At 69.7% G+C, this 15526-nt stretch carries 10 protein-coding genes and 1 tRNA gene; 6 read left to right on the forward strand and 5 right to left on the reverse strand.

The features are described 5' to 3' along the window. Positions 1-7 precede the first annotated feature (7 nt). Genes OHS58_RS33450 through OHS58_RS33460 form a run of 3 tightly spaced genes read right to left on the reverse strand, consistent with a single transcriptional unit; the run spans position 8 to position 3603 of the window. On the reverse strand, positions 8-748 hold the full coding sequence (locus OHS58_RS33450; protein WP_328645145.1) for a vWA domain-containing protein: 741 nt from the start codon (positions 746-748) through the stop codon (positions 8-10). Between the two features lie 15 nt (positions 749-763). Continuing rightward, the gene (locus OHS58_RS33455) at positions 764-2194 is read right to left on the reverse strand and encodes a DUF4407 domain-containing protein (protein WP_328645146.1); all 1431 of its coding nucleotides are present in this window, start codon (positions 2192-2194) and stop codon (positions 764-766) included. Continuing rightward, on the reverse strand, positions 2191-3603 hold the full coding sequence (locus OHS58_RS33460; RefSeq protein WP_328645147.1) for a hypothetical protein: 1413 nt from the start codon (positions 3601-3603) through the stop codon (positions 2191-2193). Before OHS58_RS33460 ends, OHS58_RS33455 begins: the two co-directional genes overlap by 4 nt. A gap of 428 nt (positions 3604-4031) precedes the next feature. Here OHS58_RS33460 and OHS58_RS33465 point away from each other — a divergent pair, with 428 nt between their 5' ends. Together OHS58_RS33465 and OHS58_RS33470 are read left to right on the forward strand one after the other, a co-directional pair. Then, the gene (locus OHS58_RS33465) at positions 4032-7562 is read left to right on the forward strand and encodes a hypothetical protein (protein ID WP_328645148.1); all 3531 of its coding nucleotides are present in this window, start codon (positions 4032-4034) and stop codon (positions 7560-7562) included. Between the two features lie 9 nt (positions 7563-7571). After that, on the forward strand, positions 7572-8195 hold the full coding sequence (locus OHS58_RS33470) for a hypothetical protein (RefSeq protein ID WP_328645149.1): 624 nt from the start codon (positions 7572-7574) through the stop codon (positions 8193-8195). Positions 8196-8240: 45 nt separating this feature from the next. On the opposite strand, the gene OHS58_RS33475 is transcribed toward OHS58_RS33470, so the two are convergent. Next, positions 8241-8313, reverse strand: a tRNA-Thr gene (locus OHS58_RS33475). 250 nt (positions 8314-8563) lie between these two features. Here OHS58_RS33475 and OHS58_RS33480 point away from each other — a divergent pair. The 4 genes from OHS58_RS33480 to OHS58_RS33495 all read left to right on the forward strand — a co-directional run bounded on the left by OHS58_RS33480 (position 8564) and on the right by OHS58_RS33495 (position 14771). Next, positions 8564-10063, forward strand: coding sequence for a threonine/serine ThrE exporter family protein (locus tag OHS58_RS33480; protein WP_326944878.1), 1500 nt, complete (start codon positions 8564-8566; stop codon positions 10061-10063). Between the two features lie 81 nt (positions 10064-10144). Further along, positions 10145-11590, forward strand: a complete 1446-nt coding sequence (locus tag OHS58_RS33485) for an alpha,alpha-trehalose-phosphate synthase (UDP-forming) (protein ID WP_247058741.1) — start codon at positions 10145-10147, stop codon at positions 11588-11590. A 35-nt stretch (positions 11591-11625) separates the two neighbouring features. Next, positions 11626-14157, forward strand: coding sequence for a trehalose-phosphatase (otsB, locus tag OHS58_RS33490; RefSeq protein ID WP_442788272.1), 2532 nt, complete (start codon positions 11626-11628; stop codon positions 14155-14157). An 86-nt stretch (positions 14158-14243) separates the two neighbouring features. Next, positions 14244-14771 carry a hypothetical protein gene (locus OHS58_RS33495; RefSeq protein ID WP_328645150.1) on the forward strand — a complete coding sequence of 176 codons (528 nt, stop codon included), beginning with the start codon at positions 14244-14246 and terminating at the stop codon, positions 14769-14771. 25 nt (positions 14772-14796) lie between these two features. Here OHS58_RS33495 and OHS58_RS33500 read toward each other — a convergent pair whose 3' ends face one another. Then, entirely contained in the window at positions 14797-15462 is a 666-nt protein-coding gene (locus OHS58_RS33500) for a C39 family peptidase (protein ID WP_247058744.1), read from the reverse strand. Positions 15463-15526 lie beyond the last annotated feature (64 nt).

A 15526-nucleotide genomic window follows, 5' to 3' on the forward strand; every position in this document is an offset into this window, starting at 1 on the left:
GCCGTCATCACACGAAGTCGTCGTCGTCAGCGGTGTACGCGGTCAGCCCGGCCGGGGTGTCCTGCGCCGACGGCAGCACGATCCCCGAGCCACCCTGCGCGATGCTCGCACCGGAAGCCAGCATGCTCGAGATGAGGATCTCCGCGATCTTGGTGATCGCCGCCGCCGGGTCCTCCCCTTTGTCCATCAGGTACATCTTCATCATCTTCGAACCGGTGGCGGGGTGGATCAGCGCCTGCATCCCGCGCGGGTTCGCGTCTTCGACCCCGCAGGGAACCAGGTTGGGGTACATGGAAAAGCCTTGGCCCGTCCCCTTGTCGTAGGTCGTCAGCTCGGTGAACGCGGCGCGCCATTCGGCCTCGCCGTCGGTCGGCTCTCCGTCGCTGAGGAAGAACACCGCCGGGCGGTGCACCGCGAAGCCATCAGCCTTGAGCTGCTTGACGTTGGCTTCGATCTCGCTGCGCAACAACCGGAACGCGGCCGCATAGGAGGTTCCGCCGCGCAAGCTCAACGACGGCAGCGTGACGTCCTCGTCCAGCAGGTCGCACAACGGCAGCCGCACCTGCGCGTCGTCGGCGAAGTCGAGCACGGCGAACCGGACCTTGTCCGAGAGGATCGGCGCCTCGGCGAGCGCATCGAGCACCTTCGGCATGATCTTGTTCGCGGACTCGAGCTTCTCACCCTGCATGGAATAGGAGACGTCCACGACCAGGTAGAAGGGCAACAACTTGCCTTTGTTCTTCTCCATCGGGTTCCTTTCGGGTCAGTTCTGGTGCACGGCAGGCACGGCGTGGCCGTTGCGGGGATGTCCGTTGTGGAACAGGACGGGGATCGGCATGGTCTGTTCACTCGGCGAAGGAGGGGGAACCGCGTGGCCGCCGACCTTGCCGACGTTCGCGCGGTACCAGCGGTCCAGTTCTTCATCGCTGCGCAGCTTCGCGAGTTCCGCCCAGACGCCGATGGCCTTGAGGGCGATCTGCGTCTGCTGCCGCACGAGCTCTTCGGTTGCCGTCCGTCCGGCTTCCGTTTGGAGTTCGAGCTGTTCCCGTTCGTGCGTCACCCGGGCGTTTTCCCGCTCTTCGAGCAACTGACGGTCGCCGTCGGCGCGGAGCCGGTCCGCGTCCTCGATCTGCCGGTCCTGCTGAGCGAGCAGGCGGTCATAGGTTGTCGGCGGGCCCAGACCGGCGAGGATCTTGGTGAGCACCGGGAGCACCTCGATGCACAGGAAGAGCAGGAACAACATGAGGTGCGCGGTCCACCCGACGGGATGACCGTCGGTGATCCGGCCCAGCGCCTCCAGCCGGGCGAGCAGGCCGGAGTTGTGGTCCTGCGCCTGGGTCGCCTCGTCTTCCGCGGTGCGGCGGAGCTCCCGTTGGGTGGCCAGGTCCCGCTGGACCCCGGGAAGCTTGGCCTTCGCGGCCTCGACATCGGACGCCGAACCGTTCTGGATGCTGCCCGCGGCTTTCGCGGAGAGGTCATCGAGCTTGCGCTTGGCCTCGTCACGGGCGCCACGTGCGGTGTCCGCGGCGACCTGCTTCTGCCGGTACGCGTCGCCGTCTCCCGGACGCTTGGTCCCGCACGTGCCGTCCAGCTCGCACTGGGCGGACTTCTCCGCCTCGTCGTACGCGCGGTTCGCGCTGTCGAAGGCGGCCTGCGCGGCCTTGACGTCGGGATCGTCGGACACCGCACGCGTTGTCTTCCCGGAGATGACGTCTTGGAGGCCCTTCTCGGCGGCCTCCAGCTTCGCGATGTCGTCGTAGGTCTTGTTCAGGGCGTCTTTCGAGTGCTGGACGTTCTCGGCCTTCATCGTCGTCAGCTCGGCGTTGATCTCCTGCTCGAAGACCCGCAGCACCAGCGGGGTCGAAATGACCGTGCCGAGCACGATGGCGAGCACCAGCCTGGGCAGCGCCGTCGCCAAGTTCCGCCGCAGCGAACCCGCGCCGCTCATCGAGACCACGAGCATCCGGTCGAGGTTCAGGATGAGTACGGCCCAACCGAACCCGACGACCACGCAGATCGGCCACGAGAGGTCGAGGACCGAGTTGAGCGCGAAGAACGCCGACAGGCCGGCGACGGCGGAGGTGCTGATCAGCACCCCGCCCATCGTCGCGTGCTTGGCCAGATCGCCGGGGGTCTTCGCCAAGATGTCCGGGCGCGCGCCGGCCAGTCGCGCGAGCCACATCCGCAGGTTCATCGGTTCCTCTTGGGGTGCGGGACGAAGCCGAGGTCGAAACCGGGTCCACCGGTCGTCAGCGACGTCAAGTCGAACGGGAAGTCCGCGGGCCACAAGTCCGGCCACGGCAGGTCGTCGGCCGCGGGGACGTCCCCCGGTCGGCCGGGGAACGCGAGCGGGCGCATCTCGGGCAAACGAGGCAGAACCAGTTCCGGCGGCTGCGGCCAGCCCTGTAACGGCATGTCGAGCACCGGCATCGCGATCGGCATCGGCTGCTGCACCGGCGGGGTGACCACCGTCAGCGGGCCGAGCACCCGGTTGTCGATCCCCAGGTCGTTCACCGCGCGCACCATGACGAAGCCGGGTTCGGTGAACACGAGCGCCACCGAGCCCGCCCCCGGCCGCCCGTCGAACACGAGCCGTTCCCGGCTGGTGACAACCTCGATGCTCGTCGCGTCCTCGGCGGTCCAGTGCAGTTCCGTCGGCCGGCCGCTGAGGACGAAGTCGGCGTCGAGACCGACGTCCAGCAGCTTCGGCGGCTCGATGGCGTCACCGAGCAGCCTGCTCAGGTGCACGAACCACGCCCGGGCGGACGGGCGGTCGGCCTGCGCACCGGTTATGGCCCGCCGCAGCATGGCGCGGCCTTCCGTGTCGAGGCCGCTCCCCACCTCGTCCGGGTCGAGCAGGATCGAGCCGCCCCGGCTGGGGCTGAGGCAGCGGAGCACGAACAGCCCGAGCTTGTACAGGTCCGAAGCCAGTGTGAGCCTGCCGCCTTCGGGCGGTACCCAGTCCGGCGCGTTGAGCTGCAGGTCTGCGCCGACGACGCCGAGTGCGCGGGCCCCGTCGCAGTCGATGAACATCACCTGCGGCTCGTCGCCGATCCGGTACGCGGCGTTCTGCGGGTTGATGTCACCGAAGACCATCCGCAGTTCTTCGTGGAAGAACGAGAGTGCACTGGCGAAATCCCGGCAAATCGAGATCCGCTGCTCCTCGGTCGGCTCCGGGCGACCGATTCGATTCGCCAGGCCGGTGGGGATGAACAGATTCATCGCCAAGCGCAATGAAGGCTTCGTGCCCCCACTGCCGAGAAGCACGATTCTGTCGAAGAAGGAATCAGGAATGCGCGGCATGAGCAGGCCGGTCGCCTGGTTCTCGTCACCGACGATCCGACACGGCCACGCGGCGATGGCGTCGAGCCGGGCTTGCCGGACGGGGTCCAGTTTGAGCCGCGCCCGTACGATCGCCGCCAATCCCGTCTTGACCTGACCGGCGTGGAACTCCTTGTAAACCAGGGGCCCCGAGACGTCCGGGAGGCGAAACCCCGGAAGTTCGTAGATCGTCGCCTCACCGCCCCGGCCCACGACTCCGCCGAGGTCGGGCAGCGACGCACGCGACATGGTCAGCGGAACGCCGAACGCTGCGGAATCCACTGATCTCCTGGGGGTCGGTCATGAACGGGACGGGGCGCCGGCAGACCGCCCGCGACACGAAACAGATGTCGAACTGCGCTCCACCGCCGTTACCAATGGAGACCACTTCGTTACGTTGTCAACTTTATTTCATGACAGATTCTGGACATTCGGCGATTCGCCTTGTCGTCGACCACACGATCGGGATACCTATTCTTCTCGACCGAAACCGAAGTCGAAGGGTACCTCATGGCTCCTGTTGAGAAATGTCCGACATGCCGGCAGGTCATGTATGCGGACGTCGAGAAGTACTATGACAAGGGAACCGACGTGACTTACGTCTGCCGGAACCACGACTGCGCCACGTACGTGAAGTCCGGGCGTCGTTATCCCGAAAAGCTGAAGAAGTTCGTCCCGAGCAGGTAGCCCGCGGAAAGCAGGTGAGCGGTGTGGCCGACGCCGGTCTGGCGCGCCCCGTGGCCGGGCTCCTGCGCGCCGCCGTCGCCGGGCTGCTGGAACGAAGGCCTGCGTGGGGACTCGCGGGCCCGGTGGCACGCGTGCGGGCCGAGGCGACCGGAGAGCACGTGCTGGCGTGCGCCGAAGCAGCCGTCGGCGGCATCGGCGTCGGCACAGTCCTCCTCCGCCTGCTGCCGGCCGAAGCCACGGCGGAAGAACTGACCGTGCTTCTCGACCTCGTGCCCGAAGACCGGGCCACGACGGTCCTCGCGGTGGCGCGGGACGGATCCACGAACCAGGTGGCACTCGCTGCCGGGCTGCGCTCGCTGGTCCGCCACGCCCGCACGACCGAGACGGCCGACCACTTCATCGCGTCGGTACTGCGCAGCGATCGCCGGACCTCCGCCCGTGCCTTGCTGACCACCATCCAGGGCGAGGTTTCCACGAACGACCAGCGGCGTGCGCTGCACGACCGGCTGCGACGCGTGCGCGTGCCGAGGCGGTCCGAGGTCGAAGAGCTGAGCCGGGTCCGGGTCGGCGACCAAGCGGCGGCCGCCCGGCTCGGCGTGCTGTGCGACGAGGCGTTCGCGGCCTGGCCGCGACCCATCGACCTCACGGCGGAACCAGGCGCGCCGGCCCCGGTGCGATCGCGGGTTTTCGCGGTGCCGGGTGAGGGCAGCCCCGCGGAGGAGAAGACCCGGCGCGACGAGCTGAACACCTTGGCGAGCCTGTTCGCCGACAGCCGAGGCTCGGACTGGGTGGCGTTGGTCGGCGAGAGCGGCATGGGCAAGTCCGCCCTGGCCACCCGGCTGTGCCGGCACCTGCGAACCGGGTACACCACCGTCGGCTGGCTCTCGGCCGTCGACGCGGCGGCCTGGCGATCGTCGACCGCGCTGCTCGCCGAGCGGCTGGGCACCACTGACGGACCGGACGAACTCTGGGAAGCGTTGTCCGAACGGGGTCCCGCATTGATCGTCGTGGACGACGCCCCCGAACCCGCGGCCATCCGGGGTTCCCTGCCGCGGCTGCCGGGAGTGCACCTGCTCGTCACATCCCAATCGGTGCGCTGGCGTGCGGCGGCGCAAGTCGTCGAGCTCGGTGCGCTCGACCGATCGGAGGCCGTGGAGTACCTGCTCGCCCGGACCGGTGCCGAGAACGACGAACTGGCCGCCGAAGTCGCGGACCGGCTGCACGGCTACCCCGTCGCGTTGGAGCAGGCGGCCGCGGCGGTGGTCGACGGGCTCTCCCTGCGAGGCTGGCTCGATCGCTACGAGACCAAGCCGGTGAACGCGCTCGCAACGCTGCGTTCCGCGTGGGAGGTCCGCATCCACGGGCTACGCCGGCGGCACCCGGACGCGCTTGCCGTGCTTCGCATCCTCGCGTGCGCGGGCGCGGGAGCCGTCCCGGCCGAACTGCTGACGACCCTGGGTGAGGATTTCGAGGGCCCCGAGGTCGACGTCTGCGCGGACGCCGCTCGCCGGGACGCCGCCGTCGCCGAACTGCGGGCCCAGGCACTCGTCCGGACCGGTGTCGACGAAGAGACGATCTCCGTACACCCCTTGCTCGCGGACGTCGTGCGGGACGATCCTGCGGTCGATTCGACGACACTGGCGTTCCAGGTCGCGGCGGTCGCCGGGCACCTGATCGAGGAAGCCGACGTCGACGACGCCGGGCAGTGGTCCCGCACCGCGGCGCTGACGAGCGCAGCGGTCGCGGCGTGCCGTCTGGTTCTCGAAGCCGACCCCGACTCGCGCAATCCGAGCCGCGACCGGCGGACAGGTCTGGCCAACCATGCGCTGTGGCTGTCCGCGGCCTACCTCCACGAACGCGGGTCCGCACGTGAGGCGTATCGGGTCCGGCTGCTCGCCTTGGCGCTGCACGGGGACCAAGCCGCGGCGGCCGCGGTCCGGGGCTGGTCGGGACCGGTGCACGACGGGTTCGACGACCTCACAGCGAAAGAGGTCGTCCCCGCCGGCGAGCTGGGCCGGGTCGGTCCGGCCTCGGTCCGGCAGTCGGCGGCTCGCTGGGTGAACGAGAACGCGACGCTGCTGATGGACCTGAACGTCGAGCTTGCCGAGGACTACTCACGGCGGGCACTGGCCATGCTGCCGCGGATCAGCCCTTCGGCGAAGACCGACGGTGGCCGGATGGTGCCGTGGCCGGTGCGGATCCGCGCGGAAATCCTCGACAACCTCGGGTACTCGCTGATGCTGCGCGGCGACAGCCGCGAGTCCGTCCGCACCTTCGACCGAGCGTTGGCGCTGTACCAGCGGATTCCTGGCGCCGAACGCGAGTACAAGTACAGCGAACTGCTCAATGACCGGGCCCTGACCCTGCTCGACGGCGGTTTCCCGACTCGGTGCCGTCAGGACTTCGCGGCGGCGGCCGAGGCCGCGCGAACAGGTGCACACCCTGATCCTCAGGTCCTCTTCAACATCGACAACAACCTGGCCAGAGCGGAGCACGAAGCCGGGCACCTCCGATCAGCCCACCAGCGGCTCATGGCGGGCCTGGAATGGCTGTGGGATCGAGAGGACCCCCGCAGTTCCACGGTGATGATCCAGCAATGCAACGCCGGTCTGGTCGCCTACGACCTCGGTGCCACGGAGGAGGGACTGGCCCTGGTACAGGGTGCTTGGCGGACGGCGGCGGACCGGCTCGGCCCCGGCGACCGGGAAACCCTGGTCAGACGCACGATGCTCGCGCAACTGCAGCTCGCACGCGGAGAGCTGGCCGAGGCCGGCCAGGGAATCCTGGCCGACCTCGAGCTGGAACTGAACAGCGCGCATCCCGGCACGCCCTGGGTGCCGGTCCGCCGGACGGAGGTGGCGTGGTTGTCGGGGGTCGCGGCGTTGACCCCGGACACGGCCCGGCGGCTCGCGTTCGAGCTGGTCGACGCCTTCGACGGGCGGGGAATCCGCGCTGCGGCCGGTCTCGACTTCCTCACCGCCGCAGTCCTCGCCGGACAGTGTGAAGACCTGGTGCCCGGCACCGACCCGGTGACCGACGCGAAACGTGCCGTGGTGCTGCACGGGCGAGCAGCGGGTGCGGTCCACCCGCGAACGTTGCTCGCCAAGGCTCGCCTCGCCCTGGTCCGGGACGATCTCGCCGGCCACCGGCGGCCGTTGTCCACGGGAACCGGACGCGCCTTGCTCATCACGCCCGACTCATTCGTGGCGCCCGGGGCCGAGGGGTTCACCGCGGACCTCGCCCGGCATGGCCAGCCGCCGCTAGATCAGGCTCGTCCGGGTTGGGAAGCCGACCGCCTGAACCACCTCCTCGCGGACGACGTCCTGGATCTCGACCCGGGCGAGCAACTCTGCTGGCTGGCCAACGCCGGCCGCCTCGCCGCGGTTGCCGGCTTCCCGCGCGCAGCCGAAGTCCTGCGCGAAGCCGTCATGGGGAGCACGGCGTTGTACGGCCCGTTCCACCCGTGGACCCTCCTGCGCGCGGCGGCCGCGGCGATCGCGGAGAACGACCCGGCCGCGCTGCGGCAGGCCATCACCGCGCCACAGGCCATCTAGGATCCGACGATGGACAGCGAAGCTCCGATCGTGTTCCTCAGCTGGGCGCACACGCACCGGGACTGGTCACCGGAACGGACGCAGCGCTGGGAAGAGTCGATCGTCGAGTTCGCCTATCTACTACGCCACCACCACGTCGAGGTCATCGCCGACATCTTCGACTACACCACCCGAGGGGTGGACTGGACCCGTTACGGCGCTTCGGTCATCAGCCGACCAGACGTCACCGTCCTGATCGTGGGCAACGAGCCGTATTGGGAACGTTGGGAAGGCCGCAATCCGCCGGACGAAGGCGCCGGAGTAACCCGCGAGGCGGACGCCCTGCACGGTTTGTTCGACGCGGATCAGCGCGCCTTCCAAGAGCGCACCTTGATCATCTTGCTGCCGGGCGAGCAGGACAAAACCGTCCCTTACGATCTGCGCCGCGTACCCCGCTATCCCGTGGACGAGCTCACCCCGCAGGGCATCGACGCACTGCTGCGCCTGTTGTTCGACGATCCGAAATACCCGAAGGAAGCCTTGGGACAGCCGCCCGCGAGCCACCCGGTTCCCAGCACCGATCGACCGGGCTTCGGTATGCCGGCCGGTCGCAGAGAGCTTCTGGCCCGCCGCCACCGGCCGGACACCGCCTGAGTGTGGGTCTCGCCGTAAACGACCGGACCTGAGCGGAACAAGAGGAGCCGCCAAGGGGGCTCGAACCCCTGACCTTCTGTTTACAAGACAGATGCTCTACCAGCTGAGCTATAGCGGCCTGGCGCCGCAGCGCCGCTCGCAGTCTACCGGGCCCCCGCCGCGCGCCCCGGGGAGCCACCCCCGCCTGCCCGTCTCGAAGATCGGGACGACGGCGTCGGCCGGCCCTCGCCCAAAGCCGTCCGACGAGCGCAGATCCCCTGGTCAGGACAAGATGATCAGAACGTGGTGGACGCCACTCCATGATCCGTGCAACGGTCGGGGGACGGGCGTCGATGGTCCTCGGGAACGAGCGAGGAGGTGGATGGATCATGAAGATCAACGAGCGCACCAACGGGGGCAAGGCGACCAGATGGCCCCTGCTGGAACCGCCCGCGCAGAGACCGCGCACCCACCGGCCGAACCTGTTGCGACGCCGTCCCTGGCACGTTCTCGAAGCGCCCACCGGGGAGTTCCCGGCGGTCGACGCCGAGGAGGCGATGGGGCCGCAGCTGCCCGATGACGCCACCGTCAACTTCGTGCTCGACCTCTCCCTGCGCCTCGGCGAGGTGCAGATGGCCAGCGGGGCCGGCGCCTCGGACGTCAGCGCGACGATCATCGCCGTCACCGCCGCGCTCGGGCTGCCGCACTGCGAGGTCGACGTCATCTTCACGTCGATCACCGTGACCTGCCACCGCGGCACCGACCTCGCGCCGGTGACCGCGCTGCGCGTCGTGCGCAGCCGCAGCCTCGACTACACGCGGCTGACCGAGACCGAGAAGCTCATCCGCCGGATCGTCCGCGGGCACCTCGGCGCCGAGCAGGCGCAGACCGAGCTGGAGCGGATCTCGCAGGCGCCGCACCCGTACCCGCGCTGGGTCGCGACGCTCGCCTGGGGCGGGGTCGCCGCGTTCATCACCATCCTGCTCGGCGGCGGGCCCGACATCGCCGCCGTCGCGTTCGTCATCAGCGGCGTGATCGACCGGATCGGGCGGTTCGTCAACCGCTACTCGCTGCCGTTCTTCTTCCAGCAGGTGATCGGCGGCCTGGTCGCGACGCTGTCCGCGATGACGATCATGCGGACCCACGTCCTGACCACCGACAAACCGACGCTCGTCGTCGCGGCCGCGCTGACCGTGCTGCTGTCCGGGCTGTCGACGGTCTCGGCGGTGCAGGACGCCATCACCGGCTACAACGTCACCGCCGCCGGCCGCACCATGGAAGTGGTGCTGATGTCGGCCGGCCTGATCTCCGGGGTCGTGCTGGCCCTGCGGATCGCCGTGATGCTCGGGCTGCCGCCCACCCCGCTGCCCGACGTCCCCACCTCCACACCGCAGCACCTGCCGCTGGTCATCCTCGGCGGGGCCGGGGCCTCGGCCTGCTTCGCGCTCGCGTCCTACTCCAAGATGCGCGCGATGCTGGTCGCGATGGCCGCCGGCGCGATCGGCGCGACCGTCTACGGCGGGCTCACGGTGATCCGGCTCGACGGCGTCAGCTCGTCCGCGATCGCCGCGACGCTGGTCGGGTTCTGCGGTGGCGTGCTCGCGCGACGACTGGGCGTCACGCCGCTCGTCGTCGCCGTGTCCGGGATCACTCCCCTGCTCCCGGGCCTGTCCACCTATCGTGGTCTATACCAAATCGGGGTCGAGCCGAACGGCAATATCTCGACGCTCATGACGGCGGTCGCAATCGGGCTTGCGCTGGCAGCGGGCGTGGTACTCGGCGAATGGCTCGCTCAGCCGGTCCGCACCGGCTTGGGCAGGCTCGAACGCCGGTTCGCCGGACCACGCATGGCCGGTCCGCTCGAACCGGCCGATCGGCGCTTGGAGTAACCCTACGGTCACCGGCTGTTCATCGCTCACGCGATAGGGTTTCACTCTGGGGCCGCGACCCGGGACGCGAGGAGCGAGCACGTGACTGAAGCGACGAAGGAGAACTCGAACCAGGCGGATTTCGTCGTGGTGGCGAACCGGCTACCGGTGGACCTCGAACGCACGACCGACGGAGAACGCCGCTGGACGGCCAGCCCGGGCGGGCTGGTGTCGGCGCTCGAGCCGTTCCTCCGGTCGCGCAAGGGCGCGTGGGTCGGCTGGCCGGGCGTGCCCGACGTCGACGTCGAGGAGTTCGACGACGACGGCCTCGTGCTGCACCCCGTCTCGCTGAGCGCCGACGAGGTCCGCGACTACTACGAGGGCTTCTCCAACGCGACGCTCTGGCCGCTTTACCACGACGTCGTCGAGCGCCCGGTGTTCGACCGGGCCTGGTGGAACAGCTACGTGAAGGTGAACCAGCGGTTCGCGCAGGCCAGCGCCGAGGTCGCCGCGCCGGGCGCGACGGTCTGGATCCAGGACTACCAGCTGCAGCTGGTGCCGGCGATGCTGCGCGAGCTGAGACCGGACCTGCGCATCGGCTTCTTCCTGCACATCCCGTTCCCGCCGGTCGAGCTGTTCATGCAGATGCCGTGGCGCGCCGCGATCATCCGCGGCCTCACCGGCGCGGACCTCGTCGGCTTCCACCGCCCCGGCGGGGCGCAGAACTTCCTGTGGCTGTGCCGCCAGCTGATCGGCCTGGAATCGACGCGCGGCGCGGTCGGCGTCCGGTCGCGGCCGGGCACCATGCAGGTCGGCGACCGGACCGTGCGGGTCGGCGCGTTCCCCATCTCCATCGACGCCGCCGGCCTCGACCAGCTGTCCCGCACGAAGGGCGTCCAGGAGCGGGCCGCGCAGCTGCGGCGCGACCTCGGCAACCCGAAGACCGTGCTGCTCGGCGTCGACCGCCTCGACTACACCAAGGGCATCGACCTGCGGCTGCAGGCGCTGCACGAGCTGCTGCACGAGGGTCGACTCCAGCCGGACGACGTCACGTTCGTGCAGCTGGCCACGCCGAGCCGCGAGCGCGTCGAGCACTACCAGCGGATGCGCGGCGAGATCGAGCAGATGGTCGGCCGGATCAACGGCGAGTTCTCCCGCGTCGGTCACCCGGTCGTGCACTACCTGCACCAATCGGTCGACCGCACCGAGCTGGCCGCCTTCTTCTCCGCCGCGGACGTCATGGTCGTGACGCCGCTGCGTGACGGGATGAACCTCGTCTGCAAGGAGTACGTCGCCACGAGGCACGATCTGGGCGGCGCCTTGGTGCTCAGCGAGTTCGCCGGCGCGGCCTCGGAACTCTCTAGCGCATTCCTCGTGAACCCCCACGACCTGGACGGGGTGAAGGATGCTCTGGTGGCTGCCATTACGCTCGACCCGGCTGAGGGCCGTCGCCGGATGCGCGCCATGCGTCGCCAGGTTCTCACTCACGATGTCGACCGTTGGGCGCGCTCGTTCTTGCAGGCGTTGGGTGCCGAAGCGGTCGAGTGACCACACGACCACGCACGAGCTCCTGAGGAGGAGTGTTGACTGCCGAGGCCCTGCCCGCCGAGCTGCGGCGAGCGATCGTCCAGATCGCCCGTACTCCGCGACTGCTGGTCGCCTGCGACTACGACGGCACGCTGGCTCCCATCACGCTCAACCCGGACGAGGCCCGGCCGCTGCCGGAGTCCGTTGGCGCCCTCAGATCGCTCGCCGGTCTGCACGAGACGACCACCGCGGTCATCTCGGGCCGGGCCCTGCGCGACCTGGCCACGCTGTCGCGGCTGCCGTCCGAGGTGAACCTCGTCGGCAGCCACGGGTCGGAGTTCGACATCGGTTTCATCCACGCGCTGGACGACAAGGCGCGTGAGCTGCACCGACGGCTCGAGACCGAGCTCGAACAACTCGTCCTCGACGTCCCGGGCGTGTCGCTGGAGGTCAAGCCGGCCAGCATCGCGGTGCACGTGCGCCGCGCCGAGCACGAGGCCGGCCGCCGCGTGCTCGCGGACGTCCACAACGGACCGTCGAAGTGGGACGGCGTCTCGACCACCGACGGCAAGGAGGTGGTGGAGCTCGCGGTCGTCCAGACGGACAAGGGCCACGCGCTCGACATCCTGCGCCACCAGGTGGGCGCGACCGCGGCGATCTTCCTCGGCGACGACGTCACCGACGAGAAGGCCTTCTCCCGGCTCTCCGGCCCCGACCTGGGCATCAAGGTCGGCGACGGCGAGACGCTGGCGGGCTACCACGTGCCGGACACCGTCGACGTCGCGCTGGTCCTCGGCTTCCTGCTGGAGGAGCGGCGCAACTGGCTGTACGGCGAGTCGGCGCCGCCGATCGAGCGGCTGTCGATGCTGGCCAACGAGCGCTCGGTCGCGCTCCTGACGCCGGACGCCAAGCTGACCTGGCTGTGCCACCCGGGCCCGGACGCGCCCGCGGTGTTCGCCGACCTGCTCGGCGGCGAGGGCGCGGGCCACTTCTCCATCAAGCCGCACCGCAACGGCCTCCCGCTCGGCCAGCGCTACCTGCCGAACACGATGACGGTCGAGACGCGCTGGTCGCGCCTGCTCGTCACCGACTACCTCGAGCCGGAGAGCGCGCCGCACCGGACGGACCTGGTCCGCGTCATCTCGGGTGAGGCGGCCGCGGCCGTGACGTTCGCGCCGCGCCCCGAGTTCGGCGGCGTGCCGGTGAGCCTGGAGATCACCGAGGGCGGCGTCAAGGTGCTCGGCACGTCGGAGCCGTTCGTGCTCTACGCGCCGGGCGTCGAGTGGACGATCACCTCGGACGGCCTGCACGACACGGCCACCGCGCTGGTGCAGCCGACGCCGACCCAGCCGGTCGTACTGGAGCTGCGCTGCGGCACGCCGGACCTCGGGCCGCACGAACTGTCCGAAGTGGAGCGACGCGACCGCGCGGGCCGGTACTGGAGCGAGTGGACGTCGAAGCTGCAGCTGCCGAAGGTGCAGACCGACCTGGTGCTGCGCTCGGCGCTGACCCTGCGCGGCCTGGTCAACACCGACACCGGTGGCGTGCTGGCCGCGGCGACGTCGTCGCTGCCGGAGGAGATCGGCGGCGTCCGCAACTGGGACTACCGCTACTGCTGGATCCGCGACGCGGCGATGACCGTGCGGGAGCTCGTGCACCTGGGCTCGATCGAGGAGGCCGAGGGCTACCTCAAGTGGCTCCACGGCGTGCTCGCGACGCTGGCCGGCCCGGAGCGGCTCCACCCGCTGTACACGCTCGCGGGCAGCGTCATCGGCGCCGAAGCCGTCATCGAGTCGCTGCCCGGGTACGCGGGTTCGCGGCCGGTGCGCGTCGGCAACCTGGCCAACCACCAGGTGCAGCTGGACGTCTTCGGCCCGGTCGTCGAGCTGGTCGGCACGCTCGCCGCGGCGCGCGGCGATCTGCGTGACGAGGACTGGCAGATGGTGCGCGCGATGGCGGAAGCCGTCACGCGGCGCTGGAACGAGCCGGACCACGGGATCTGGGAGGAGCGGCACGTGCCGCGCCACCGGGTCTACTCGCGCGTCATGTGCTGGGTGACCATCGACCGCGCGGTCAAGCTCGGTGCGCAGTACGGCCGGGACGTGCCGGGCGCGTGGCCGCCGTTGCGCGACGCGATCGCCGCCGACGTGCTGGAGCACGGCTGGAACGACGAGGTCCAGGCGTTCACCACGGCCTACGACGGCACGGACCTGGACGCGGCGTCGCTGTTCGTCGGGCTCACCGGCCTGATCGACCCGGCCGACGAGCGCTTCCAGCAGACGGTGACCGCGATCGAGGCGGAGCTGCGCAGTGGGTCCACTGTGTACCGTTACCGCCGCGACGACGGCCTCCCCGGCGGGGAGGGCGGCTTCCACATCTGCGCGGCGTGGCTGATCGAGGCGTACCTGCTCACCGGGCGGCGCAACGAGGCCCAGGAGCTGTTCGACCAGATCGTGGCGGCGGCCGGCCCGACGGGCCTGCTGCCGGAGCAGTACGACCCGATCGCCGAACGATCCCTGGGCAACCACCCGCAGGCGTATTCGCACATCGGGCTCATCCGGTGCGCCAACTTGCTGGCGACCAGTTAGCCCTTTCGGTCCGAACTGCCGTCAAGGCCACCTTGCAGGCGTCTCGCGCCCGTAAGGTGGCCTTGACGGCGTTCGGAGGTGATGCGGTGCAAGGAACGTTCGGGCAGGTCGAGTACGTGCCGCTGCCGCCCCGGTTCGCCGAGCGCGTGCGCTCGGGATCGGTCGTCATCGGCTGCTCGATGATCGTCGGCACGGTCCTGCTGTTCGGCCTCACCACGTTCCTGCAGGGCATCGTCCACGGCCACGCGTTCCCGGACTCGTTGCTGGGCAAAGCGGCGGCCGTGCTGCCCCCGCTGGCGGTGCTGGCGATGGCGGTTCTGGTGCTGACGTGCCGCCGGTGCCTGCGCGGCGACTACCTCGTGATCGCGAGCGCCCAGTCGGCGCGCAACGCGTTCGTGGTCACCTACGTGCTGACGCTGATCCTCATCATCGGCGCGTGCGCGGTCCCGATCGTGTTCCACGTCTGGCACGAAACCCACGCGGCGCGAGCCCCGGACCTGCTCACGACGGTCGCGACCCTCGCCTTCGCCACCATGGGTTTCCTGGCGGGCATGTTCTACGTGCGCCCCTCGATGCAGACGTTGCGGCGGTTCAGCGACCACCCGATCTGGTGAGCGGGTTCAGTCCACAGTGGACGGCTCAGGCCGCGTAGCCCTTCGGCGGGATGAGCGTCGCGAGCTGGTTGAAGGTCAGCCAGTAGATCTGGTTGCCGCCGAAGCTGGCGGGGTCGGCGATCTTGACCGTCATGTCGGAGCTGTCGTAGCCGATCACCGTGAAGTAGTGGTAGATCGTGTAGTTCGGGTAGCCCGGCGGGTGGTTGTTCGCCGGGGCGACGATGTTCGCGACGATCGCGTAGCCGTTGTTGACGTCCAGGACGATGTCGCGCCACAGCAGGTCGCGCTGGGCCTGCGTCGGCGGGTCGTTCGGCATCTCCTTCGTCTCGTACCAGCTGGTGCCGAGGTCCTGGTTGAGGACGCCGGTGACCTGCCCGATCCAGTCGGTGCCGTTGGTGGTCGTGCCGAGCTGCGAGGCGAGCGTGGCCTGGCTCGGCACGTTCGACGTCCGGGCCGAGATGGCGATCCGGGTCGCGGCCGGTCCGCACCAGTAGCCGGTGTTCTGGACCTGGTACTGGACGTTCAGCACGGCCTCGGCCCGTTCGACGCCGTCGACGTGCGCGGGCGCGGCCATGGCGTTGACGAACCCGGGCGCCGGCACGACGTACTTCTGGGCCCCGGCCACCGCGGGCGCGGTGAGGAGCCCGGAAACGGCCATGAGCGTGACGAGCCCCAGACGGAATCTGCGCATGACGATCCTTCCCCAGTTTTGACGCCGGTTGGCCAGCGCCGAACAAAGGGATGATCGCGACAAG

The organism is Amycolatopsis sp. NBC_00348 (assembly GCF_036114655.1).
GTDB lineage: Bacteria > Actinomycetota > Actinomycetes > Mycobacteriales > Pseudonocardiaceae > Amycolatopsis.

Excerpts from the sequence above, each read along its gene's own strand:
- OHS58_RS33450 (WP_328645145.1), bottom strand. The coding sequence starts at position 748 with ATGGAGAAGAACAAAGGCAAGTTGTTGCCCTTCTACCTGGTCGTGGAC.
- OHS58_RS33455 (WP_328645146.1), bottom strand. The coding sequence starts at position 2,194 with ATGAACCTGCGGATGTGGCTCGCGCGACTGGCCGGCGCGCGCCCGGAC.
- OHS58_RS33470 (WP_328645149.1), top strand. The coding sequence starts at position 7,572 with ATGGACAGCGAAGCTCCGATCGTGTTCCTCAGCTGGGCGCACACGCAC.
- OHS58_RS33480 (WP_326944878.1), top strand. The coding sequence starts at position 8,564 with ATGAAGATCAACGAGCGCACCAACGGGGGCAAGGCGACCAGATGGCCC.
- OHS58_RS33500 (WP_247058744.1), bottom strand. The coding sequence starts at position 15,462 with ATGCGCAGATTCCGTCTGGGGCTCGTCACGCTCATGGCCGTTTCCGGG.